The sequence below is a fragment of the Aporhodopirellula rubra genome (genome assembly GCF_014192335.1).
GTDB classification, from domain to species: domain Bacteria; phylum Planctomycetota; class Planctomycetia; order Pirellulales; family Pirellulaceae; genus Rhodopirellula; species Rhodopirellula rubra.
In genome coordinates, this window is the sequence record NZ_JACHXU010000004.1 from 248,043 (window position 1) to 271,905 (window position 23,863).

General features: G+C 55.9%; 16 protein-coding genes. 5 read left to right on the plus strand and 11 right to left on the minus strand.

Going from position 1 to position 23,863, the window contains the following annotated elements; genetic code table 11:
- The first annotated feature begins 56 nt into the window (after window positions 1-56).
- Entirely contained in the window at window positions 57-1,415 is a 1,359-nt protein-coding gene (locus FHS27_RS07525) for a WS/DGAT domain-containing protein (RefSeq protein WP_184303700.1), read from the plus strand.
- On the opposite strand, the gene FHS27_RS07530 is transcribed toward FHS27_RS07525, so the two are convergent.
- The 6 genes from FHS27_RS07530 to FHS27_RS07555 all read right to left on the minus strand — a co-directional run bounded on the left by FHS27_RS07530 (window position 1,359) and on the right by FHS27_RS07555 (window position 14,891).
- Window positions 1,359-10,367, minus strand: coding sequence for a type I polyketide synthase (locus FHS27_RS07530; RefSeq protein ID WP_184303702.1), 9,009 nt, complete (start codon window positions 10,365-10,367; stop codon window positions 1,359-1,361). The genes FHS27_RS07525 and FHS27_RS07530 overlap by 57 nt on opposite strands.
- A 418-nt stretch (window positions 10,368-10,785) precedes the next feature.
- Window positions 10,786-11,796, minus strand: coding sequence for a calcium/sodium antiporter (locus FHS27_RS07535; protein WP_184303704.1), 1,011 nt, complete (start codon window positions 11,794-11,796; stop codon window positions 10,786-10,788).
- A gap of 315 nt (window positions 11,797-12,111) precedes the next feature.
- Entirely contained in the window at window positions 12,112-12,744 is a 633-nt protein-coding gene (locus tag FHS27_RS07540) for a hypothetical protein (RefSeq protein ID WP_184303706.1), read from the minus strand.
- 95 nt (window positions 12,745-12,839) lie between these two features.
- Window positions 12,840-13,196 carry a hypothetical protein gene (locus tag FHS27_RS07545; protein ID WP_184303708.1) on the minus strand — a complete coding sequence of 119 codons (357 nt, stop codon included), beginning with the start codon at window positions 13,194-13,196 and terminating at the stop codon, window positions 12,840-12,842.
- A 172-nt stretch (window positions 13,197-13,368) separates the two neighbouring features.
- Window positions 13,369-13,758, minus strand: coding sequence for a DUF2721 domain-containing protein (locus FHS27_RS07550; RefSeq protein ID WP_184303710.1), 390 nt, complete (start codon window positions 13,756-13,758; stop codon window positions 13,369-13,371).
- 182 nt (window positions 13,759-13,940) lie between these two features.
- A complete protein-coding gene (locus FHS27_RS07555) occupies window positions 13,941-14,891 on the minus strand; it encodes a methyltransferase family protein (RefSeq protein ID WP_184303713.1) in 951 nt (316 codons plus the stop codon).
- 54 nt (window positions 14,892-14,945) lie between these two features.
- On the opposite strand from FHS27_RS07555, the gene FHS27_RS07560 reads away from it, so the two are divergent.
- Window positions 14,946-15,890, plus strand: coding sequence for a nucleotidyltransferase domain-containing protein (locus FHS27_RS07560; protein ID WP_184303715.1), 945 nt, complete (start codon window positions 14,946-14,948; stop codon window positions 15,888-15,890).
- A gap of 14 nt (window positions 15,891-15,904) precedes the next feature.
- Window positions 15,905-16,648: a nucleotidyltransferase domain-containing protein gene (locus tag FHS27_RS07565; protein ID WP_184303952.1), complete on the plus strand. Its 744-nt coding sequence runs from the start codon at window positions 15,905-15,907 to the stop codon at window positions 16,646-16,648.
- Window positions 16,649-16,663: 15 nt separating this feature from the next.
- Here the strand turns inward: FHS27_RS07565 and FHS27_RS07570 are convergent, their stop codons facing one another.
- Window positions 16,664-17,497, minus strand: a complete 834-nt coding sequence (locus FHS27_RS07570; RefSeq protein WP_184303717.1) for a hypothetical protein — start codon at window positions 17,495-17,497, stop codon at window positions 16,664-16,666.
- Window positions 17,498-17,670: 173 nt separating this feature from the next.
- Between FHS27_RS07570 and FHS27_RS07575 the strand changes: the two genes are divergently transcribed.
- Window positions 17,671-18,135 (plus strand): GNAT family N-acetyltransferase, encoded by a 465-nt coding sequence (locus FHS27_RS07575; RefSeq protein ID WP_184303720.1) that lies wholly within the window; start codon window positions 17,671-17,673, stop codon window positions 18,133-18,135.
- 121 nt (window positions 18,136-18,256) lie between these two features.
- A complete protein-coding gene (locus FHS27_RS07580) occupies window positions 18,257-19,459 on the plus strand; it encodes an alpha/beta hydrolase fold domain-containing protein (protein ID WP_246419242.1) in 1,203 nt (400 codons plus the stop codon).
- A gap of 149 nt (window positions 19,460-19,608) precedes the next feature.
- On the opposite strand, the gene FHS27_RS07585 is transcribed toward FHS27_RS07580, so the two are convergent.
- The 4 genes from FHS27_RS07585 to FHS27_RS07600 all read right to left on the minus strand — a co-directional run bounded on the left by FHS27_RS07585 (window position 19,609) and on the right by FHS27_RS07600 (window position 23,521).
- Complete coding sequence (locus FHS27_RS07585) at window positions 19,609-19,995, minus strand: biotin/lipoyl-containing protein (RefSeq protein ID WP_184303724.1); 387 nt, start codon at window positions 19,993-19,995, stop codon at window positions 19,609-19,611.
- 11 nt (window positions 19,996-20,006) lie between these two features.
- Window positions 20,007-20,273, minus strand: coding sequence for a hypothetical protein (locus tag FHS27_RS07590; RefSeq protein WP_184303726.1), 267 nt, complete (start codon window positions 20,271-20,273; stop codon window positions 20,007-20,009).
- 6 nt (window positions 20,274-20,279) lie between these two features.
- The gene (locus FHS27_RS07595) at window positions 20,280-21,869 is read right to left on the minus strand and encodes an acyl-CoA carboxylase subunit beta (RefSeq protein WP_044252283.1); all 1,590 of its coding nucleotides are present in this window, start codon (window positions 21,867-21,869) and stop codon (window positions 20,280-20,282) included.
- A gap of 149 nt (window positions 21,870-22,018) precedes the next feature.
- A complete protein-coding gene (locus tag FHS27_RS07600) occupies window positions 22,019-23,521 on the minus strand; it encodes a methylmalonyl-CoA carboxytransferase subunit 5S (RefSeq protein ID WP_184303728.1) in 1,503 nt (500 codons plus the stop codon).
- Between the last annotated feature and the right edge of the window lie 342 nt (window positions 23,522-23,863).

Here is a 23,863-nt window from a genome sequence, read left to right on the forward strand (position 1 = left end):
ACATCGACGAAGAGTATACTGCCCGCTTTTGCCGACGTGCAGGTCACCACCTAACGATGTCAACGACGTTGCGTTTAACTCCGTTCGAACGATGCCTCGTTTTAGAACATTGCGCTGGCTATCCCTGTGATTGCTTCGTCCGCACCGTTTTTGAAGGGCGTGTCGACGACGAATGCTTCACCAACGCCGTCCGCTCAGCTCTCGAATTTCATCCGCTACTGCGTGCGGTCGTCAAAACGGGATGGACCGAAAAGTGGACGTTTCCCGATTTCTCCGACCCATCAATCGAGTGGCGTGAGGGAAATGCCGGAGGCCCGTTTCCTCAGGCGAGAAAGATTGATCTCTATCGTGAGACGGGACTCAAAATCCTGGTCATACGGGATCAATCCAATACAGACGTGTTGTTTCAGTTCCATCACGCGTGTTGTGACGGAGCCGGAATTGACCGCTTCATCGATGACGTACTGGTCAATTACGCTCGCGAGTGGGAACACGCTTCGGATGCCAGTCATTCCCCGTGCCAGCATCCGGCAACAGTCGATGTCAATCGACTGACAAAGCGAGGAGCACATGGTTTGCGGTTCAGCTCAACCCTGAAGGTACTGCCCAGTCAACTCGTCGGTCTACTCGGCGCGGCTCAGTTTTGGGGACGCCAGCCGAAACCGGTTGTCGAACACCAAGCACGGGACCGAGACACGGCATCCCAGAAGCAAGTCCCATCGATCACGTCGTATCGATTCGACAAAGCCGAAACGCTCACTCTTCGAAAAGCCGCGATTGAACGAAACGTCTCTCTGCACGAACTGCTGGTCCGTGATTTCTTCTTAGCGTTATGGAAGTGGCAGAAAAAGCTCGGGCAATACGACGCGGACTCCTGGGTCCGAATGATGGTCCCGATGAACATGCGAGATACGTCCTACCGCTCTCTGCCCGCAATGAATCAAGTCAGTTCGATTTTTCTCGATCGCCGAGGCAAAGACGGATCGGATCCCGATCAATTGCTCAATAGCATCCGCGAGGAAATGGAAGTCATCCGGAAATTTCAACTGCGCTATACGTTTCTGTTTTTGCTTGAGATTCTAAATCGAATTCCTACCGCGCTAAAAAAATCAGTCACCCGTGACGAGTGCAAAACCTCCGTGATCTTTTCCAGCCTTGGAAAGTCACTCCGACGATGCGAACTGCCACGCGAAAGCGGTCGAATATGGGCGGGGGATATCGTGCTGAATGACATCTATGGAATCGCCCCACTGCGTCCGTACAACTGCTTCACGATATTCAATCTTGAATACGCCAATCGCCTCCGCGTCAACCTTCACTACGATGCCGAGTTCGTCAGCCCCGCCGATGCCGAGGAGCTAATGAACCTCTTTGTTTTGGCTCTGAACGAAACCATTCAAGTGTCCGGCAGGTGACTCCGCCGCGACGCCGTCGATGCGGCGAAATGTTTCGGACTGCTGCAGGTAGCCGTAACAGACTGAAATCAGCCGGGCATCCGCGGGAGCACACACGATCCCACTCGGCGCCAACGACGCCAACGTCCGACGACAATCGAATCGCCCGTGAACACCACGATCGTTTTCGGTCGCCAACCGAGGCATCATCATCTCAGCGAGTAATTTGAACTCGCTGGTTGAGTTCGTCTCGTTCGCTGAGCTCGTCTTGCCCGCCGAGCCCAGCTCATGTGAAGCGAGCTCCGCAGCCTCCGCCAACGCCAACAGTCTGGCCTGCCATTGCTCGAGCGGAACCATATCCACCTTTGTCCCGCCCGCGTTCATCCACTGCGTCAACGCCTCCGCGGTCAGCGGTGTTGGGTTGGTCAAATGGAACGTGCCACCGAGCGTATCGGGCTGCTGAGCGAGGTACACAATTGCGCGAGACACGTAGTCAACCGGCGTGACATCCAGATCTAAACTACGAAAGGGTGCGGCTCCCACCATCAAACAAGCTCGCACAATGTTGTGCAACAAATCGTCCGTGTTTGCGACACCGGTTTCACTGTGCCCGGTAACGTGACCTGGCCGGTAAATGGTGACCGGCACGCCACGCTCGCGAGCCTCCTCGATCATCCGCTCGGACACCCATTTCGTTTGCGAGTATCCGTAAAGCAGCTCATCGCACGCAGGCAAGCAATCGGATTCACTAATCACGCGACCGCGATTCGTCTCCGTCGCGTGCACGGTAAACGTGGAAACGTAGTGCATTGGCTTGAGTTTGCCGTGAACGGCGAAACGCAACATCTCGCGAGTTCCGCCGACGTTCGACTCTTTGAGGGAACCGTAGGGAAGTGCCAAATTCACGTTGGCACCGTTGTGATAAATCACATCCACGGACGAACCGAGGTTGTCGTACACATCCGCCGACAGCCCTAACCTTGGTTTTGAAAAGTCACCGGTCACCACTCGGACACGCTCACACATCCCACAATCGGGAAGCGAGTATTTCTCCAGATTGTCCTTCAACCGCTGCAGCCCCGACCGCTCGTCATTGGCCCGCACCAAACAGACAACCTCCGACTCCGTCGTTGTCAAAATTTCGCTTAACAGATGAGCACCGAGGTATCCCGAGGCGCCCGTCAAGAGAATGCGCGGTGATGAGATCTCATTTACAGACGCATCCGACGTGATCGCCAACGGACCGAGTTCGGCTTCGCGTTCGAAGTCAATTTCATCCGAAACACGCGTTGCGGTTTGGTTGTCGCTTGCAATCGGATCGCTTTCGTCGGACGCATCCAAATCGGTCATCAAATCCAACATGGTCCGACTGAGTTCGACGATGCTCGGTCCACTCAAGATTCGGTTAACCGGAATTCGAGTCCCGGTCGCTGTTTCGAGTCGGTTGATCAGTTCGACGGCCATCAACGAATCGATACCGACTTGCGCGAGCGACACTGTCTTGTCGACTTTATCAGGATCGATCCCAAACACACCCGCAACTTGCTGCGTGACGAGCTCGCCCAAGATCTCCAATCGTTCACTCGGCGATGCGTCACGCAAGTCGCTATGGAAACCTGTGTTGGTTCGGTTCGTGGTCGCGTCGTGCGTGACGGATGAATACATCGCGAGAGTACCGACCGCGGGACTGAGTTTACCCAACTGTTTCCAATCCACACGGGCCGCGCCGACCACCGACGTGTCACGGAGAATCATTTCGGAAAACACACCGAGGGCTTCGTTCATGCGAAACGCTTTCAATCCGATGCCTTCGAGATACTCCGCCGTCTTTTCATTTCTCGCAACAAATCCGGCATCCAGCAACGCACCCCAATTCACCGTCAGTGCAGGCAGCCCGCGTGATCTCCGGTGCTGTGCCAGTGCATCGAGAAAGCTGTTCCCGGCGTTGTAGTTGGCTTGTTTGGCAGCACCCACGACCGTCGAAAACGATGAAAAACAAACGAAATGATCCAACGACATCTCAGACGTGGCATCGTGCAAGTTCCACGCGCCTAGCATCTTGGGATACAACACGTTGCCCATTCTCGTTTCATCCAGGTCGCTGATGAATGTGTCATCGAGGACCATGGCCGCGTGCACGATGCCTTTGAGTTCGTGCCCTGAGTCCTCGATTTGCCGCACAACGCGTTGGACATCCTCAAAATTTGTCACGTCCCCTCGCGCGTCGGTGACGACAACGCCCTCGGCTCGCAACGATTCGATTGCGTCGACGGTGTGATCACGTGGCCCACTCCGGCTCATCAAAACGAGATGCCGTGCCCCCTGTGAAACCATCCACTTTGCGATTTCGAATCCGAATCCACCGGCGCCCCCGGTGATCAGATACGCGGCATCACATCGCAGCAAATTACCATCTTCGGTACACGGCCCAATCGTCAATGGCTCAGACGAGGACGGTTCACTCGGGAAGGTGAGAACGTTCTTTCCGATATGGCGTCCCTGCGCCATAAACCGAAACGCCTCAACGACGTCGCTAATCGGGAACGATTGATGTGTCAGCGGCCGATAGGCACCCGAGTCAAACAACGATGTCAGCTCAGACAGGATTGACGCAATTCGATCAGGTTGCTCAACAATGATCTGAGCAAGATCGACCATGTGATACGAGATGTTGTTCTTAAACGCGGCCAACCCGACTTTGGAGTTTCCGTAGACGTCGATCTTTCCGATTTCAAGAAATCGTCCAAACGGCGCGAGCACCGAAAGGCTCTTCGGTATGAATTCACCCGCCAAGGAGTTGAGCACCGCGTCCACTCCTGTTCCCGACGTCCGCCGCATCACTTGGTCGGCAAATTCGACCGTTCGCGAATTCATCACGTGCGCGACACCCATCGAATGGAGCAGCTCGCGTTTTTCCGGCGTCCCGGCCGTCGCGAAAACTTCGAGACCGAGGTGCTTGGCCACTTGAATGGCGGCTTGTCCAACGCCTCCCGCCGCGGCATGGATTAGGATTTTTTCGCCGCGTCGCATTCGCGCGACATCGTTGATTGCAAAGTGTGTGGTCAAGAAAACCGTCGGCAACGTCGTCGCTTGCTCGAACGTCAAATCCGTGGAGTGCCTGAACGTCAACCGATGATCGACGGTCACATGCGTGCGAAACGCGTACGGGGCAATTCCCGAAACTCGATCACCACACTCAATCCCGCTGACCTCAGATCCAACCGCAACGACGACTCCAGAGAAATCGTCACCAAACCACAGCAAATCCTCCGACGTGCCCGGATGCATGGCCAAGGCTTTCATCACGTCACGAAAATTGATGCCTCCCGCCATGACACGAACTTCGATTTCGCTAGGCCCAGGTGATCGTCGAACCGTTTCGTTCAGAGTCAAGTTCTCGAGAACGCCTGCTTTTTCCATTTGCAGTTTGAACGGAACAATCTCACCACTCTGCGAAAACGCACGCTGACGACGCTGAGGGATCTGGTCGATAGCAACGTGTTGCAACCGGCTGACAAATCGATGATCACTGCGGTAGGCAATTTCTCGCTCGTCGCTGTCGCCACGGACTTCATAGAACACGTCATCGGCTTCCGATGCATTCCCGACCGAATCCAGATCCACGAGCGTCCATCGATGGGCAGCCGATTCGTTGTTCGCGACTCGCAGAAAACCGATCAATGGTGTCGCCGCTAACCCGTTCACGGGATCTTCGTCGCGAACACTTTGAGCCGACCGGGTCACAAAATAGACGCGAGGCGCGTTGACAGGATTGATTTCGTCTAACGCGTGTGCGATCTGCATCGCACTCAACACACCCGCGTTTTGATCCGCTCGTAATCCGCCACAACCAACATTTTCGATGTCGTTATCGAGCGTCCAGCATTGAATGATTCTAGTCGGCAAACTCAGGTCGAGTTTCGATTCGGCGAACACTCGTTGAATCTCCTCCGATGATCCGTCGACAACGGTGAAGCCTGAATCATCGAACCGTTCAAATGACGTACCGCGGCGAACAGTAACGACACGTTGATGCCTCTGCGAGAAACGGGACGCGATCGCCTCCCCGGTTCCTTTTGAGTCGACAAACACGACGACGTTGGTGCGTCCGAGCAAGGCACCGCCAGGCTCCACAATATCCTGCGAGCTATCGTCCGAAACGGCCTCGGCACCTCGAGCAAAAAATGCGGCTTGTTCCATTTCGCTCTCGCTGGGCGAACAAGTCAGTGACCGAACGTCCTCGAAACCACATTCCGACAGCAACGTTTCCCAACGCGAACGCCCCAGCAATGGCGAACCTTCACGATCCTCACAGTCGCTGAATCGCCACCAACCTTCGAGGAGTCCGAACACGTTGTCCCAGATCGGTCGTGGACGGACGACTTCGAGAAACGCAAACATGCCTTCGGAAGCAAGACATGATTTCACGTGCGTGAGCGTCGACCGCAAATCCGCCGTTGCGTGCAGCACATTGGTAGCGACGATCAAATCGTAACCGTGCGGATCGATTCCCTGTGAGGCTGGATCACGCTCGATGTCGAGCGTTTGGTAACGCATTGACGAGTGATCGGAAAAATGACGTTTCGCCTCGGCGATGAACGCACCGCCAATGTCAGTGAACGTGTACTCCACACGATCTGCAGGCAACACGTCGAGCAAACTGCGAGTAAGCGAACCGGTCCCGGCCCCGATTTCCAAAACCCGAAGAACACGTCGCGGCGGCAGCGACTCAATACTCGTGGCGACCGCCGATCGCAGCAATTGGTTGAATGTCGAAAACTCACCCGCCTCGGTGTAAAACCGATCGAGTAATTCCCTCGATCCCCCGGGGAACAGCAGTTCCAACGGATCGATTTCGCCCGACCAAACCTCTGCCAATCGCGGACCCGTTGCCTGGACCAACGCGACCTCCGATGCGAAGCGTGGATACTCGTCCGACAACTCGACCAACATCTCGGTCATGTCAATATGTTTCGGCTCACGCACGACCCGCCAACCGGAATCATGCGTTTGCAACAATCCATATTCGACCATCCAATCGAATTCAGCTCGCAACAATCGTGCATGCGATTCGTCGACGCTGAGGTCGGCAATCGCCTGTTCAGCATCGAAGTTTTCTCCGAATTGATACTTCCACCCCGATTCAACGAGCGCATTCTCGATCAACTGGACAACGATCTTTCCTATCCGCGGAACAAAATCGTTGTAGTAGTCTGACAAACCTCGTTCAGCGTATCGCTGTGGAATCGACTCCTTCGTTGATTCAATGACATCGTTTGTTGTGGCAAGGTTGGCTGGCCCTTCGGTTCGCGTGCCGAACAAACGTTGTGGTTCCCACTGGATTTGATAGAGGTGATCTTCAGCCTCAACATGGCTCGGCACTTGTTCGACTTGCGCGACACGGAATCGAGTGATCGATGCGACGGGGTCACCAGAATGATCGACCACACGTACGGAGTACTCAACCGACGGCCCGTCGACCCTGGTGCGAATCGCGTATGCCCAAAGCAAATCGGGAATCTCCGGGACATGAACGTGCACGCGGCCGACCGATTCCGGCAAAAACATCTGACCGACATCTTCTGCAACATCCGATCCATATCGGGTGCCGTGCGTGGCCTGGAAACACGCATCAAGTACCGCAGGATGCAGATGGTACTGCCTGGCGACTTTAGCGGTCTTTTCCGACACCTCGATTCGAGAGAGCGATTGTTCGCCGCTCGAGTTCGGCCCCACCTCCGTGCGACCGCTCCACGCTTCCTGGATTAACGAGAACTCCTCACCAAAGCCGTAGCCCAACTCGTGAAGATCGCGATACAACTCCTCGTGCTCGATTCGATCGGACAATCGATGCCGCAATTGGTCGAGATCAATCGGTTCGGCATCGCAAACCTGCGGCAGAGCCACCAACCTGCCCCGCGCGTGAATCTCCCAGGACACCGCGTTACTCGTTCCGCTCTGATCACCGTCTCCCCCCGACGCTGCATAGACGGTGAACGACTTGCTCTCCTGCTCAAAGACGACCTGGACTTTGGGCACCGCGTTATCCGAAACGAACAAGGCCTTCTTACATTCGAGATCTTCAACGGCGTAGGATTCATCACCAAACATCTCCGCAGCAACCGCCAATCCGATTTCCACATATCCGGACGCGGGAAAGATGACGCCGTTCCAAATTTGATGGTCTTTCAGGTACGGAAAAAGATGCGTGTCCACGTAGAACTGCCACGTCGGTTCGGCAACGTTCAATCGTTCGCCGAGCAACGGGTGCATCGGGGCGGATACACGATTGGCGGTGTTTCCTCGGTCGAGCCAATGCTCGTGATAGTTCCACGGATAGGAAGGTTGTCTGACAAACGCACCAGAACCTTGATTCACCGCACCCCAATCAACCTCAACACCGTCGATCGCCAACGCAGCCAGGTTTGTCGCCAGTTCCATCGCGTCATCGGTCCGACGCGAGATCGAATGCGTTACCGTCGCTTTGAGGTTCTGATCCGCCACACACGCCTCGATCGAACTACGCAGTGATGGGTGCGGCCCGACTTCGATGAACCGACGGGCGCCGCCTTTCAGAATTGCCGCGATCGCGGATTCAAACCGCACCGGCTCACGCACGTTCCGCCACCAATAAGCCGCATCCATTTGCTCACCGACCTGTTCGGTTTCCGACACCGTCGAGATGAACGGGACACGAGCGGGACGCGGGTTCAGATGTGACAGCGACGCGAGCAACTCGTCTTTGATCGGCTCCATCTGATGGGTATGAAACGCGTAGTCGAGTCCGAGCCAACGCATGAAACGACCGCTGCTCTCGATTCGAGCACCGATCAACTCCAACGGTTCGGTATCGCCACCGAGCGTGACCAAAGCGGGACTGTTCACGGCGGTGATTTGAACCCGATCGGAATGCTCGCCGATAAATTCAGTTGCCTCTTGAACGGAAATGCCCGACGCCAACATTCGCCCCGCACCACCGGTGATGTTTTGCAATCGACTGCGATGGTAGATCAAACTCACCGCATCGCTCAGCGAATAGACGCCCGCACACCACGCCGCCGCGACCTCCCCGACACTGTGCCCCACGACCGATGTCGGACGGACTCCCCATGACGCCCACAACCGTACCAGCGCGACCTGCAACGCAAAGATCGCCGGTTGAGCGACGCGGGTTTGCTGCATGTTCGATTCCGACTCAGGTAACAGCATCTCCTTCAACAGCGACCAACCACTAATCGCCTGAAAGAGTTCATCGATCTCTTCGAGTGTTTCGCGAACGATCGGCTCGCGTTCGATCAGGCCTCGCCCCATTGCGGACCACTGCGAGCCCTGTCCAGTAAACACGAAAACACTATCATCGCGATGATCTCCGGCATGACCAACGACGACACCATCGCCGGCCTTTCCATGATGCAGCCACTGCGACAAACGGCGGCGGAGTTCACGCGGACTGTTCCCAATCACAGCCAGACGATGAGGATGGAGTTCTTTGCGGTCCCCAGCCGAGGTGCAAAAATCGGCGAGATCGCCCTTCATTGTCCTCAATCGTTGGCGATAGCGTTTAGCGTACTCCTGCAACGACGATTCATCGCGCGCAGAAATCGGCAACACGTACGGTCGATTTGCGGTTTCGGTAGTGCGTGAGGGTGCGTTCGTCCCCGGGGCCGATTGCATCACGACATGTGCGTTGGTGCCGCCAAAACCGAACGAGTTCACCGCCGCCAGCGTCGAGCCTGATTCCGTCATCGGCAACGGACGCAACTCCGTCGGAACGCTGAGCTGGTACCGATCCAGAGGAATCGCGGGGTTAGGTGTTTCAAAATTTCGGTTAGCGGGAACCTGCTTACGGTCCAACACTAATGCCGCTTTGATCAGGCCGGCCACACCGGACGCCGATTCAAGGTGACCGATATTCGTTTTGATCGACCCCATCCAACAAACGTCGTCGGCCGAACGTCCCTGGGAAAGCACCCGACCGAGCGCCTCGGCTTCAATGGGGTCACCCACTGGTGTTCCGGTTCCGTGAGCTTCCACGTAGGCAACGTCTTGAGGTGAAACGCCCGCTTCCTTGTACGCGGTCCGCAACATCTCGCTCTGGCCGGCGACACTCGGCACGGTCATCGAAGACGTTTGCCCGTCTTGGTTAACGACCGCGGAACGCAACACCGCGTAGATTCGATCGTTGTCCTCAATCGCCTTGGCGAGCGGCTTGAGCAAAACGAGCCCTGCGCCCTCACCCCGCACGTACCCGTCCGCCCTGGAATCGAATGCAAAACACTCTCCCGTCGGTGACAACATCGAGGCCTTGCTAAACCCGATGCTGGTATTGGGTGTGATCAACGCGTTAACGCCGCCGGCGAGCGCAGCCTCGCATTCCCCCGACCAAATCGCTCGACATGCTAACGACACCGCCACCAAAGCCGATGAACAGGCGGTGTCCACCGCGATGCTCGGCCCCTTCAGGTCGAACATGTATGAAATACGATTCGCCGCGATGCTCAGCGTCCCGCCCGTGTTCGTATGAACATCGAGGTTCGCCAAATCATTCAGTTGCAGACTTCCGTAATCATGACTCGATGCACCGACAAAAACGCCAACGCTCGCTCCACGCAATTTGCTCGGTGCGATCCCGGCATCCTCGCAGGCTTCCCATGCCGTCTCGAGCAACCATCGTTGCTGCGGATCCATCCGCTTGGCCTCGCGGGGAGATATCCCCCAAAATGCAGCGTCGAAATTTTTGATCTGATCGACAAAGCCGCCACGTCGCGTGATCATCCGCCCGGTCGACTCAGAATCCGTGTGGTGATACCGATCCACGTGCCAACGATCTTCAGGCACCTCACCGATGGCACTGGCCCCCTCGATCAACATTTTCCACAACGAATCGGTGTCGTACACGCCGCCTGGGAATCGACAGCCAACCCCTACTAACGCCAACGGATCACGTGGGTGAAGTTGATTCCGTTCTGTCATCGACGAATTTCCAAGCGTTCTGATTAATCAAAAAAGCGGTATGAATCGCGGGTTCCGTCATTCGACGCGTCCACGGGGCGAGTCAGGCCGAGCGTCCCGGAGTGACCGCCGCGATACGCCCATCCCCCCGATGTGTAATCGACCTGAAGACAACGCAATTTCGCTGTCTCGAACACACAATCGCGATTTTGAGGCCTCGACGGGGCCTCGAAAACACCCCTTTTTTCGAGCCAGACCGATTTTGGTAGGACATGCATTTCGCCGACTGGGACTATAGCAGGCGATCGTCGATCAGATAACGTGCCTATCAGCGATGTGGGTTTCAACGCCCCTCGACAATGTCCGCCCTCATGCACGGGCCCGGAGAGCCACATCTGACAGCGCACCGCCCCCCGCACACACGGTCCTGAAACCCCGTCTAGGCCATCACCAAATACGACGTGTAGCCGACAAATCCGATCAAGAACATCACACCTTCCCAACGCGAAATCCGGCTCCCCGTGTAGAAAATCAGCAAACACGCCACCGCCACAATCACCATCACCGGCATATCAAACCGAATTGCCGCGTCACTGACCGGCACCCCGTCCGGGGCGACGAGAGACGACACCCCCAACACGCACGCTAGGTTAAACAGATTGCTGCCGACGACGTTGCCCACGGCGATTTCACGTTCGCCCCGCACGCTCGCCACCACCGACGTGACGACTTCGGGCAACGACGTCCCCGCAGCCACGATCGTCAGGCCGATCACCAGTTCGCTCACGCCCAACCGGGTCGCAACGGCCACCGCACCATCTACCAACCATTTCGACCCAAACCCCAACAACACCAACCCCACGATCACCAAAACGATGGGCAGAACCAGTCCAATATAGAATTCATTCCCGCTCGCCTTTCCTCTCTCGCCCGCACCTCGATCGTCGGAACCTCGATCGCCGGCTGCCAATTCCTCTCGGACCGTGGCCGCTTCCAACTTTGATATCCGAATACAGATCGCGATATATCCCAAAAGCATGGCGAACAAAATTCCGCCATCGAGCCTCCCCACCAGACCATCGCTCGCGAGCAACCACGCCAATAAAGAAACACCTACCATCAACGGCACGTCAAATCGAATCAGCCGACTCGACACAACCAACGGCGTGATCAATGAAGAGACCCCGAGAATGAACAACACATTAAAAATGTTGCTGCCCACAACATTCCCCACGGCCACATCGGCGGCGCCAGACATTGCCGCCTGCAAACTGACGCCGAGTTCCGGTGCACTCGTCCCGAACGCAACCACGGTCAGCCCAATGACGAGCGGAGGGATACTCAAGACCGCGGCGATCGTCGAGGCACCGCGCACCAAAACCTCGCCACCGATCGTCAATGAAACAAGACCGACTGCGATCAAAACCCAAGACTGAAGTTGTTCGTTCATGCATGACTCAAAAATGTCGGTTCGCCCAAACGTGCAAACCGACGAACATTAGAAAAGCGACACCTTCGCTGGCTGAGGGATGATCACCATTCTATCACTCGGGCTCCTCCGGCACGTCATCATCACAACGCGCCGGCACGCCCCTCACGACGCGTCGGCACGCGTCAACGGCCCGCCCCGCCGACATGACGAACGCGAGCCAACTTAATGGAGCTAAATACCACGCTCGACCGAATGAGATGCCAACACTCGTCGGCAGCGGAATTCGATTCCAACTAGCATCTCAAACGATCCAGCGTAGCGACCTGGACGACCCTACGCTGCTACTCGCGGCGTTGAACCTGGAGATATTGAACCTGGCGATACCGAACCTGATCGTGTGGGATCCGACTGCAGGTCTCGCGCAGTCACCATGTCGCCAACAGGGAACGGAAAGATGCCTGGCGTGAAGTCGATCGGCACACTGCATCGCGGTGGATCGATTCGGTTGAGTTTCCAGTCCCAACGCCGCCAAAAACTCAGACCGTTCGCCCATTGACCGATCGCGCTACGAATTCGCTCCGCGCCCGGGTGCTCGGCATCTTTGAGTTCATGGAGGATATCCAACCCGCCGCTGGGCAATCCCACCAACATCAACGCGGTTGCGTAGTTAACCTTCAAAGTGTCATCGACCTCGGGCTTCAAGATCGTCGTGCCCGCAGACACCGACATCCCTCGAAAAAGATTCACGGCATCGGCCGCTTTGCCCATCCTCAACGCACAAACGGCCATCGCGTGCAGCAAGACAGGAGTGCGAGGAAGAACACGCATCGCGTCATAAGCCGCAGCGTAGTTCTCCTTCTGTATCAGCCCGATAACTCGTTTCGGAACGTCACCCTCTTGCTCAGTTCCCTTTGCCGCCGATGGGTTCTGACGCGTCGATCGTTTTTCATTCTTGGTTGTTGACATTCAATATCTCTCGTAAATACGGACCGGTATCGAAGACACCGACCGAAAGGGAAGTTGCAGATAAGCACAGAATTCGATTTCAAATCGATTTCGACTTAAATTTGCAAACGCACCCCTAGCGAAACGAGAGAAGCCCAGTCGCTCGCGCCGGCCCCCGAAAGGTTCGATGCCAGAAATCGCGTCCATGAACCACCGATACTGTCCGAACCGACAAAGATTCCGGTGAGCTTTGGTTCGAACTTGTCACCCGATGTCGCCTGCCATCGAAGCATTGACTCCGCGTGCATCGTAGGCGAATCAATCGCATCGGCTGCCGAGCAAGCCTGGGTCTTGTCGAGATTCGCGACCGCTTCGGCCGACGTTTTGAGAACGTTCAGCCCAATGCCTACGACGACACCCCAGAGCAAAAGCCCTTGGAAGAAGAAGCCAACGAGGTGTCGGCGAGGGTGCATCGTGATGGGTTTTCCTTGCGAAGAATATCTGGATAGCAGTATTCGATCACTCCTACCAAATGTCAAGAGATTTTGCACGCATTTGGATCCAATGGGAAACGCATTGGACTTACCGTTCTCGACGCCCTCCCTGCCACGCTCCCCCTTTTCCCATCTCCTATTTCTCCGTGCCTTATTTTTCCATGTCTCCCAACTGCAAATTCAACGCTCCGATGGACATCCGAATTTCCCAGAGCGACATCGCCAAGGATCCGACCATCAAAATCAGGCTGAGTCCGAAGACGCCCTTTCCGATCGCGATCTGCCCGGCAAACAACAACCCCATGCAAATCGTGCACGACAGCAAACTGGCAACGCCGAGGGTCTGCATATCGCGGATCAAATGCACGCGTTTTCGCAAGTTCACAATTTGAGCCGCCGCAACCGGGTCCGACGTCTCCAGGTACTCGCGGTGCAACGAACGAATCACCGTCGCAAGAGCCAAGAAGCGATTCGTGTACGCCAACAAGAGCAACGAGATCGTCGAAAACAGAAGCGCCGGAGTAGTAAGATCAATCGACATGGCAACAGAACCGTAGACGTGAGATGGGTTCACCGCAGCGAAATCTCGGCCACGATGAGTTCGAACCGAACATCACTCCATTAAACCGCCGCACTTCCAAATTGATAAGTTACCCTGGTCGACGCGATCGCCCACACGTGTCAACAGCCAACCATGTCCGATGCGTTTTACGCACCGTCAGCTCACCCATTTCCGATCGACCGCTCATCGCGAACCGATCCTGGATCATAACGACCGACGGGCAACCACAACCAGACCTTCTCGCAGTACTCGCGATAGCCGTCCGTGAATCGCTCACGCAAATCCCTTTCCTCGATCGGACGGACGAACAGGTGCCAAACGACGGCGCCACACAAGGAATACGCGATCACCGAAACGCTGCCGAGAAACCATCCCACCGCCATTCCCTGCAGAATCCCGGCCAACGCCATCGGATTGCGCACGAATCGATACGGCCCGGCGACGACCAACCTCGGCGCCGTCGCGGTCGGCAATGGCGTCCCCAGTCCAACCGTCGCCATCGTGTATCCGCTCCATCCACCCAACGCAGACGCGGTTACAAACATCGACATTGCAAGCCAGGACTGGCCCGCGTGTTGAAAACCATCGAGACCGATCCTGCGTTCGACTTCGACAATCCCTTTGGGAACGATCCAAAGAAAGACACACCAAAAACCGAAAGTTTGCGTGAACGTCCATGCGAGTGCCGTTCTCCTGTTCATCGGTGTCACTCGAATCGTCGCTGGCGTTTGAGTCGCGTGACCATAGATGGTCGCCATCGCGAACGTCACCCCCGCCATGCTGACCATCATAGCCGACGCCAACCACGCATCATTGACCAGCACACTGACTCCGATGCAGTACAACGTGGGATAACAAATCGCGATCGCGAGTGCCCACACCACAGTCGTTGCCCAGTTCCTTTGCTGGGCGACGGCTTCGGCGACCACGAGGGAACCTCCGATCAGCAACACCAGATCACTGAGCCAAAACCCGAGCAGCGAACCCTCGGGCCAACCTTCCGGTTGAAACCACTGAACACTACCGGGCACCAACACGAGCAGCCCCCACCACGCCAACACGCCGATCGCCTGGACAATGAAATAACTCGCTACAATTTTTCTTGCATTCATGCCATCGATCGTAACCGCAAACGCTCACCTCGATCCAACACTGACAACAAAGCATTGATTCACAACAACTCTCTGCCGCTGATCTACTCCGTCGGAACGCAAGTGGTTACGAAAAAGGATGTCAACGCGTCGAACGACCGAATCGCCCATCCCGCCGGCGCCGTTGGCGTGATCGTTCGATCGCCCGTTGACCGTAAACACGCCTACCGAGTCCGTTTCAATGACGGATTCGAAGCACCGATTCAGCACGATCAAATCATCCGCTTATCGGAATTCAAAAGCGTGCATGCCAATGCGAACGAATCCCCGTTGGCCAGTGCGGGACTTTACGATCGAGTGATCTATCGATGCGTGATCGGATCGCGTGCCTACGGTCTCGACCACGACGAGTCCGACACCGATCGTCGAGGCGTCTACCTGCCACCCGCGTCACTGCATTGGTCGCTCTACGGAGTCCCCGAACAACTCGAAAACGACGAGACACAGGAAGTCTACTGGGAGCTACAAAAGTTCATGGTGCTCGCGTTAAAGGCGAACCCCAATGTGCTCGAGTGCCTCTATTCTCCCATCGTCGAAAACGTCACGCCTCTCGGCGAAGAACTGCTCGCGATGAGAGACGTGTTCCTTTCGAAACTCGTCTTTCAAACCTATTCCGGCTACGTTGCCTCGCAGTTCAAAAAGATGCAAACCGACATCCGCAACCAAGGTCGCGTGAAGTGGAAACACGTCATGCATCTGATACGTTTACTGATTTCGGGGACGCATGTCCTTACCGAATGCACCGTCAACGTTGACGCGGGCGAACACCGCGATCGGTTGCTGACCATCCGATGTGGCGAGATGCCCTTCGCCGTTGCCGACCAGTGGCGAAACGAATTGCAGATTCAGTTCGAGTCCGCATTCCAGCAAACCCGACTTCCTGAACGACCGGACTACGAACGGGTCAACGCATTCCTGATCGAGGCTCGCCGTCGAGCACTGGAGAACGAACTACCGTGATCAACCACGACCAAATGATGACTCACGTGCGGACGCATCCGTTCCCGCTCGTGTTCGCGACGATCAGTGGCGCGCACCTTTATGGATTCCCGTCGCCCGATTCCGACTTCGATCTCCGTGGCACACACCTCCTGCCGCTCGAGATGGTGGTCGGATTGGAGGACGGCCGGCAAACACAGGAAAAGGAAGGCATCTACGATGGGCTCGAAATCGATCTCGTCACACATGACGTGAAGAAGTTTTTCACGCTGATGCTCCGACGCAACGGATACGTGCTCGAACAAGTCTTTTCACCGCTAGTGGTATTCACCACTCCCGAACACGACGAACTCAAAGCGATTGCCACTGATTGCATTACCCGCCATCACGCGCATCACTACCTGGGTTTCGCCGTGACTCAGTGGAAACTGTTCAGCAAAGAGTCACCTCCCAAAGTGAAACCGCTGCTCTACGTTTATCGCGTGCTGCTGACAGGCATCCACTTAATGAAGACGGGCGTCGTCGAAGCCAACCTCGTGAAGCTGAACGAGGACGCGAAACTGCCTTACCTCGATGAGCTGATCGCAATGAAGCTCGAAGGGCCCGAGAAAGGCACGCTCGAGTCCGCCGATCTTGCGTTTCATGAATCGGAATACGCGAGACTGACCGGTGAACTCGAATCCGCCTATGCCGCATCACCGCTGCCGGAGATGCCATCGAGCCGTGACGCGCTCAATGACCTGCTGGTGCGACTACGGCTGAGTCAAGGATCCGCGTGAGTACGTGAGACGTGCTCACGCGCCCTTGGGCAGGCGTGATTGGAAGTCCATCCAAAAGGCACGTTCGCTTTCGTATCGCCGCGGGTCCATCGTGTTCTTGAAATAGTCGAGGTACTCGATCCATTCCCGCGCCGCGTTCGAATACGAATAACCTTCTTCGAGCATCGGGTTTCTGAACTCGGGGTCGCCCGGCTCGACTTGGTGCGAAAACGTGCCGTCCGAGTTGAGGTGAATGTTGGCAAGCAACACGGGCATCTTCATGTGAAGCACGTGCAGTGATTTATCAATCTCCGACATTCCCGCGGTCGCATCCTCGAACGCGTCGGCGACTTCTTTCGGCGTCGTGCTGTCAGGGAAACGAATCCCATACGCGAGCCCCGACTGGGTCAACCCGTCACGATTCAGGTCGACTTGAGCGGCCGGTGGAATCAACAGATTCAACGCCCCCTCCTCTGACAACGAATTCACGTCGATTGAGTTGGCGAGCCAATGCACGTTCTGGACGGTTTTCAGTTCATCCTTTGACAACGTGTTCAGAAACGATTTGGGATCGGCGTAGCCACCCTCGCGATACGCGCGATCAATCACCGCGGCGAACTTGCCACCGAGTTCCGCGGGTGTCTCGGCACTTCGATAGCGGCCAACCCGCTCGAGTTGATACCAACCGTCCCACGAATCCTGGACCTGCTCCTCCAAGGGGACGTTGGACTCGATCGGTGCGGCCGATTCGTAGCCTTGCTTTCCGACCGATTCAAGGACGGCACTGAACACACTTTGAATTTCTTGCTGTTCTTCAAATCGACGCTGTTGCAGCGGACTGCGAGTTTGCGAAACATCACCAATTTGCATCTGCTCGATCGCCCCCTGCGGATAACACCCCGCCCACGTGGATCACCACCCGCACTCGTTATAATCCGAACACCTGCTATCCCTTTTCGGCAATTGCCCCCCGTTGGATTAAGAAAACACGACAAAGCGATCCGGCAAACCAGGCTTCGCGACATGAACAACCGGCCACCCTCATGATGATTCGAACGTTCACTCCCCACGACGCGGCAGAGTGCCTGGCGTTGTTTCGACACACGATTCGCGAAATTAACCGGCGTGATTACTCACCCGCCCAAATCAACGCATGGGCTTCCGATGACATTTCCCTCGACGCGTGGGCAAAACGTTTCGAAGGACGAATCGCCTACGTCGCCACGCATGCCGGCGCCATTGTCGGATTCACCGACATGACCGAAGCAGGAAACCTCGACCGCTTGTTCGTTTCCGCCGATTTCCAGCGACAAGGGATCGCTCGTCAATTGGTTCTGAAACTCATCGAAAACGCCACCGAATGGGATTGCGACGGCATCACCACCGAAGCGAGCATTACCGCCAAACCTTTCTTCGAATCGATGGGATTCACCGTCATCCAGGAACAGTCCGTACAGTGCCGCGGCATAGCGTTAACCAATTTCGAGATGCGATTACCCATCGGTTGACCCCCTGCATGACTCGCCAATGCAAACGAACACGTCCGCTGCAACGAAACTCATGCGGAATTTCAGTGTTGGATACAATAAGCCAAAGCCAACACCCCCCGAAACGAATCGAGCGAAACGAATGCATTGGTCACCCATCCTCATCGCGACACTGATCGCTGCCACGGTAACGGTAACCCACGAGTCACAGGCGCAAACACCTTCTCGCCCGTTAAGAAACGCACTCGCCAATCGACGAGGACTCGACGGAGTCACGATTCACCGCGATATCCCCTACGTCAAAAACGGACACGATCGCCAAAAGCTCGATCTCTACGTGCCGGAATCCACCGAGCCCTTACCATTGATCATTTGGATCCACGGCGGGGGATGGCAGGGCGGTAGCAAAGACGGCTGTCCACCGCTTCGTGCCGGCTACGCGACCAAAGGCTACGCCGTCGCCAGTATCGGATACCGACTCAGCGGCCACGCGAAGTTCCCGGCACAAATCGAAGATTGCAAATCCGCGATCCGTTGGCTCCGTGCTCACGCGAAAGATCACGGCCTCGATCCTGACCGCTTCGGAGCGTGGGGAAGTTCCGCGGGTGGCCACCTAGTCGCGTTGGTCGGCACGAGCGGCGATGTGGATGAATTCGAGGCCGGCGAATTACTCAATCATTCCAGCCGTGTGCAGGCGGTCTGCGATTACTACGGCCCCACAGATCTGAATGCCTTCGTCGTCGCGCCTGGTTACGAACGCCACGCATCAGCGGATTCACCCGAGTCAAAATTGATTGGTGGCACTGTTTCAGAACACCCCGAGATCGCCAATAAGATCAACCCGATCACGTTCGTCAGCAAAGATGATCCGCCATTCCTGATCGTTCATGGAGACAAAGACGGCACCGTCCCGGTCAACCAAAGCGAACTCTTGTTTGAATCGCTTAAGAAAACAGGTGTCCCGGTTCACTTCCACACAATCCATGGCGCCGGCCACGGAGGCCCCGCGTTCAACGAGCCCATCATTGCCGACATGGTGAACGACTTTTTTGATGCAAAGCTCAAGGGAAACACAGCCGAGGCTACCGCTGCAGAGGCAACCCAATCTGAAAACACGGCCAGCGTGACCGAGTCGCCTCGACGCGCCGAAACGCGACCGCAAGGTGGCATGCTGCAATGGGACAACGTTGTCTCACGCCAGGACAGTGACAAGGATGGCAAAATCAGTGAAGAAGAATTTCGCGGCCCCGCACCTTTGTTCCAACGTCTCGACCAAGACCGTGATGGTTACATCACCCGGCGCGAACACGAGCGATTGCTGGAATCCCGAAGACGAAACGATTAAAGCACCTCAAACGATGATGTGCTCAAGCCCGGCAGCTGGATTCGCTCGAGTTCAGGTTCCCGATGCAAGGCGACATCGGCTGCGGCTCTTGAGAACTTGCTCTCGTGATCGCGGGATCCGAACCGGTGCTCACATGGTGCACGCCTCGCTCATTCGAACTCGATGAGCACCTGCCCGGCTTTCACCGGATCGCCTGCCGCACGATTGATCTTGGCGATTTTCCCTGCAATGGGTGCCGTGATCACCGTTTCCATCTTCATCGCTTCGAGCACCATGAGTGTCTCGTCAGCGTCAATCGCTTGGCCCGGCTCGGCATCGACGCGGATCACCAGACCGGAAATCGGACTTCGGCAGACCTTGGATTCGTCCTCCACCTTTTCGTCAACGCCGCCCGATGCAACTGCGGCAGGCGCCGCCACAACAGGTGCCTGGTAAGTACCGCTCGGAGGAACGAAACCGGGTTGAGGCTGTTCCGGAGCCGCCACATCGACTTCGACCTCATACGTCTCGCCGTCGACCTTGATAGTAAATTTCATCGAGATTTGCCTTAACGTTTCAGGGCGTGAGAGGCTTGGATGGTGGCACGGCCTTGGTGAGCCCAAGACTCAGAACTGACCAATCGGATCTGACGGATCCGTGGTTTCACTCCGAGGTACGCCGCAATGGTGCTCGACAAGATACAGACCAACTCTTCGCTGATGACGCGTTTCGGCTGATTCGCCTCCAACATGTCCACCCGTTTTCGCAGGCCCTGCACTTCATCATTCAGCGAACGAAGCAACTGTAGCATTTCGTCTTGTTTTGTATCGTCCATGGTGTCCTACAGCGGAATAAGGCCGTGTTTCTTAGGTGGCCGTTGGTCACGTTTGTTTTTCAAGTACTCAAGTGCACGGGCCAGGTGTTTGCGAGTATCGGCGGGCTCGATGATGTCATCGACCAGTCGACGTCCCGCAGCAACATAAGGCGACGCGAAGGCGTCTCGATACTCTTGGATCAATTCGGCACGCCGAGAAACCTTGTCTTCCGCCTCTTGCATCTCTTTGCGGAACACAATTTCGACGGCGCCCTCGGCACCCATCACCGCGATCTCCGCCGTCGGCCATGCGAACACGCAATCGGCCGCGATGTCTCGCGAACACATTGCGACGTGAGCACCGCCATACGATTTGCGAAGAATCAGTTGGATCATGGGAACCGTCGCCGCGGAATACGCGAACAACAACTTGGCACCATTGCGAATAATACCGTTGTACTCCTGTTCGACCCCAGGCAGGTAACCGGGCACATCGACCATCGTCACCATTGGCAGATTGAACGCGTTGCAGAATCGAATGAACCGGGCGGCTTTGTTGGCAGCCTGGTTGTTAATCGCCCCCGCCAACACAGCCGGTTGGTTGGCGATGATGCCGATCGTGTTTCCTAAGATCCTAGCAAAACCGATCACCATGTTCGGTGCATGTCCCGCCTGCACTTCGAGGAAGTCGCCGCGATCGACGATTCCCGCGATCACCTGCCGGACGTCATAGCCGACCTTCGGATCGACCGGAACAATCTTGTTGAGCTCGGGGTTTGGATCGACGTTTTCATCCCCAGGAACATAAGGAGCACCTTCCAAATTGTTTGACGGAAGGAAACTCAACAATCGCCGGCAAATGTGCAGCGCGTCCTCATCGTCCTCGGCGACAAAGTGCACGACGCCCGAATGAGCCATGTGCGAATCGGCACCACCGAGTTCTTCGGCGGTGATGTCTTCACCCGTCACCTGTTTGATCACCTGAGGACCGGTGATAAACATTTGCGCCTTGCGCGTTTGAATGATGAAGTCCGTCAACGCGGGCGAATACGCGGCACCACCGGCACATGGTCCACAAATCAACGAAATCTGAGGCACCGCCCCCGACAACAAAACGTTGCTGTGGAAGACTTGGCCATAGCCCGATAGGGAATCGATCCCCTCTTGAACCCGAGCACCACCCGAATCATTAATGAAAACAAACGGGCTGCCCGTTTTCAAAGAACGGTGCATGGCGTCGGCCACTTTGAGAGAGTGCACCTCACCGGCCGATCCTCCGAGTACCGAAAAGTCCTGGCTGGCTAAGTGGATCAAACGTCCGTCGATCGACGCGGCTCCCGTGACCACACCATCCGATGGTGCCGCTTTGGTAAGCATGCCGAATTTGGTTTGTCGGTGTCGGGCGAAAAGACCAAACTCTTCAAAGCTCTCTTTATCAACGAGACCCTCAACCCGCTCGCGGGCTGTCATCTTCCCCTGAGCGTGCTGCTTCTCATGCCGAGCTTCACCGCCACCCGCTTTGGTTTCGGTGCGGCGAGTATGCAATTCCGCGATGAGTTCATCCATCGTTTTCTTCGCGGGTGCGGGCTTCGTACTGTCGTTACTTGTAGTGGCCATAGGACTGACTAGTTCGAACTGTGCATTTAGAAAAGTAAACTATTCCCGGAACCACCGGGCGAATCACAGTCACCGTGATTCGGATTGCGGATTTTGCGATCCCCACCATCAAACGGATATCCAATTGCGTCGGGTATCCTCCATCAACCTCAAACCTCGGTCGGCTCAATCGACACCTTGTGCACTCGGTTATTGAGTTTAACGTCGTACTTAACCGGCCCCGTGATACCATTGCGTTTTGCCGCCGCCTTCGCTTCCGCTTCGGCAATCTGTTCCGGCGTTTGACTGAGGTTCTTCGGCCCGTCATCGCGAGTCTTGAAGAATCCCGGTGCCACTTGCGGGAACATGGCGTAGGTCAACACGTCTTCGTCGCTGCCGTTAAACCCGCCAAGTTTTTCCGCTTGCCCTCGCAGGCCTTCCCATTCGGGATTGAGCAGATCGGCAGGGCGACACGTGATCGGATCTTTCTTGGCATGTTTCGCGGAGGCTTCGATAATTTCAGGATCTCGATCGGCAATCGTTTCGCCGTAATATCCCAACATCAAATCAGCGAATTCGCCCGTCAAAACTTTGAAAGGTCCCATCAACACGTTGAACACCGCCTGCGTGCCCACGATTTGACTCGATGGCGTAACCAACGGTGGATAACCGGCGACCTTTCGCACACGCGGCACTTCTTCGAGCACCTCGTTGAGACGGTCCGCGGCACCTTGCTGGCCGAGTTGACTCTCCATGTTGGAGATCATTCCGCCGGGGATTTGGCTCTCGAAAATATCTGTTTCCACGCCGATGAATTTAGATTCGAATTCGGCATAACGAGGACGGATCTTTGCGAAGTGTTCTTTAATCTTCTTTAACCGCGATTTGTCCAACCGAGTGTGATACTCGGTTCCCTCTAACATCGCGACGAGTGCTTCCGTCGGGTTGTGCCCTGGACCGAGGCTCAACGACGAGATGCTGGTATCAACAATGTCCGCACCCGCTTCGATGGCCTTCATCAAACTGACCAACGTCACGCCGGTCGTGGAGTGAGCATGAACGTGAATGAGCATGTCGGGTCCACACGCCTCTTTGATCCCTTTGACGATTTCATAGGCCGGCTGCGGTTTCAACAACGCCGCCATGTCTTTGATGCAAATCGAATCGCAGCCCATGTCCTGCAGACGTTTTGCCATTTCGACAAACTTGTCGTTGGTATGCAAGGGGCTCGTCGTGTAACAGATCGTTCCCTGTGCATGCTTGCCGGTTTTGCGAACGGCCTTCATCGCCCGTTCAAGGTTGCGAATGTCGTTCAGGGCGTCAAAGACTCGGAAGACGTCCATGCCGTTCTCGGCCGACTTATCTACAAACCGATCAACCACCTCGTCTTCGTAATGACGATAGCCGAGCAGGTTCTGTGCTCGCAGCAGCATCTGCAACTTTGAATTAGGTAAAAGCTTGCGGAACCTTCGCAGTCTTTCCCATGGATCTTCATTAAGAAAGCGGATGCAGGAGTCATACGTTGCTCCGCCCCAACACTCCACACTCCAATACCCAGCCTGATCAATGTCTTCACAGATGGGGACCATGTCCTCCATCGCCATTCGTGTCGCCAAGATGCTTTGGTGACCATCGCGCAAGACCAATTCGGTTACTTCAACGCCGCGTGTCATGAACGATACTCCTGCATGGATTCGGTGTTCTCTCGTCAGACAACGATCATGACAACCTAGACGATCGCCAACAACCTATAGGTTGGTAAAAACACGCGTTTTGCACCTAGGCATTCTGACGCACACCCCGCCGCACACTTTTCACTGAAGAAGGCCAATTGCGTTCAAACACATCTTGAAAGCAAGGACCAAATGCACCCTTGCTCTGTCATCAACACGGTGAACGCAACCTCTCATCACGCCGCCCCGCGTTGCGAGTGCCACCCCCGAAACGATCCCGCCACCTGACCAAATGAGTCGCAAGACGCACCTGCGGAACAGCATGGACAATGTGGCGTTTCC

Bases quoted from the DNA above. Each gene is read 5' to 3' on its own strand.
- FHS27_RS07590 (WP_184303726.1), bottom strand. From the start codon at position 20,273: ATGGACGATACAAAACAAGACGAAATGCTACAGTTGCTTCGTTCGCTG.
- FHS27_RS07580 (WP_246419242.1), top strand. From the start codon at position 18,257: ATGCATTGGTCACCCATCCTCATCGCGACACTGATCGCTGCCACGGTA.
- FHS27_RS07585 (WP_184303724.1), bottom strand. From the start codon at position 19,995: ATGAAATTTACTATCAAGGTCGACGGCGAGACGTATGAGGTCGAAGTC.
- FHS27_RS07600 (WP_184303728.1), bottom strand. From the start codon at position 23,521: ATGACACGCGGCGTTGAAGTAACCGAATTGGTCTTGCGCGATGGTCAC.
- FHS27_RS07565 (WP_184303952.1), top strand. From the start codon at position 15,905: ATGATGACTCACGTGCGGACGCATCCGTTCCCGCTCGTGTTCGCGACG.
- FHS27_RS07535 (WP_184303704.1), bottom strand. From the start codon at position 11,796: ATGAACGAACAACTTCAGTCTTGGGTTTTGATCGCAGTCGGTCTTGTT.
- FHS27_RS07530 (WP_184303702.1), bottom strand. From the start codon at position 10,367: ATGACAGAACGGAATCAACTTCACCCACGTGATCCGTTGGCGTTAGTA.
- FHS27_RS07595 (WP_044252283.1), bottom strand. From the start codon at position 21,869: ATGGCCACTACAAGTAACGACAGTACGAAGCCCGCACCCGCGAAGAAA.
- FHS27_RS07570 (WP_184303717.1), bottom strand. From the start codon at position 17,497: ATGCAAATTGGTGATGTTTCGCAAACTCGCAGTCCGCTGCAACAGCGT.
- FHS27_RS07555 (WP_184303713.1), bottom strand. From the start codon at position 14,891: ATGAATGCAAGAAAAATTGTAGCGAGTTATTTCATTGTCCAGGCGATC.
- FHS27_RS07545 (WP_184303708.1), bottom strand. From the start codon at position 13,196: ATGCACCCTCGCCGACACCTCGTTGGCTTCTTCTTCCAAGGGCTTTTG.
- FHS27_RS07575 (WP_184303720.1), top strand. From the start codon at position 17,671: ATGATGATTCGAACGTTCACTCCCCACGACGCGGCAGAGTGCCTGGCG.
- FHS27_RS07550 (WP_184303710.1), bottom strand. From the start codon at position 13,758: ATGTCGATTGATCTTACTACTCCGGCGCTTCTGTTTTCGACGATCTCG.
- FHS27_RS07540 (WP_184303706.1), bottom strand. From the start codon at position 12,744: ATGTCAACAACCAAGAATGAAAAACGATCGACGCGTCAGAACCCATCG.
- FHS27_RS07525 (WP_184303700.1), top strand. From the start codon at position 57: ATGTCAACGACGTTGCGTTTAACTCCGTTCGAACGATGCCTCGTTTTA.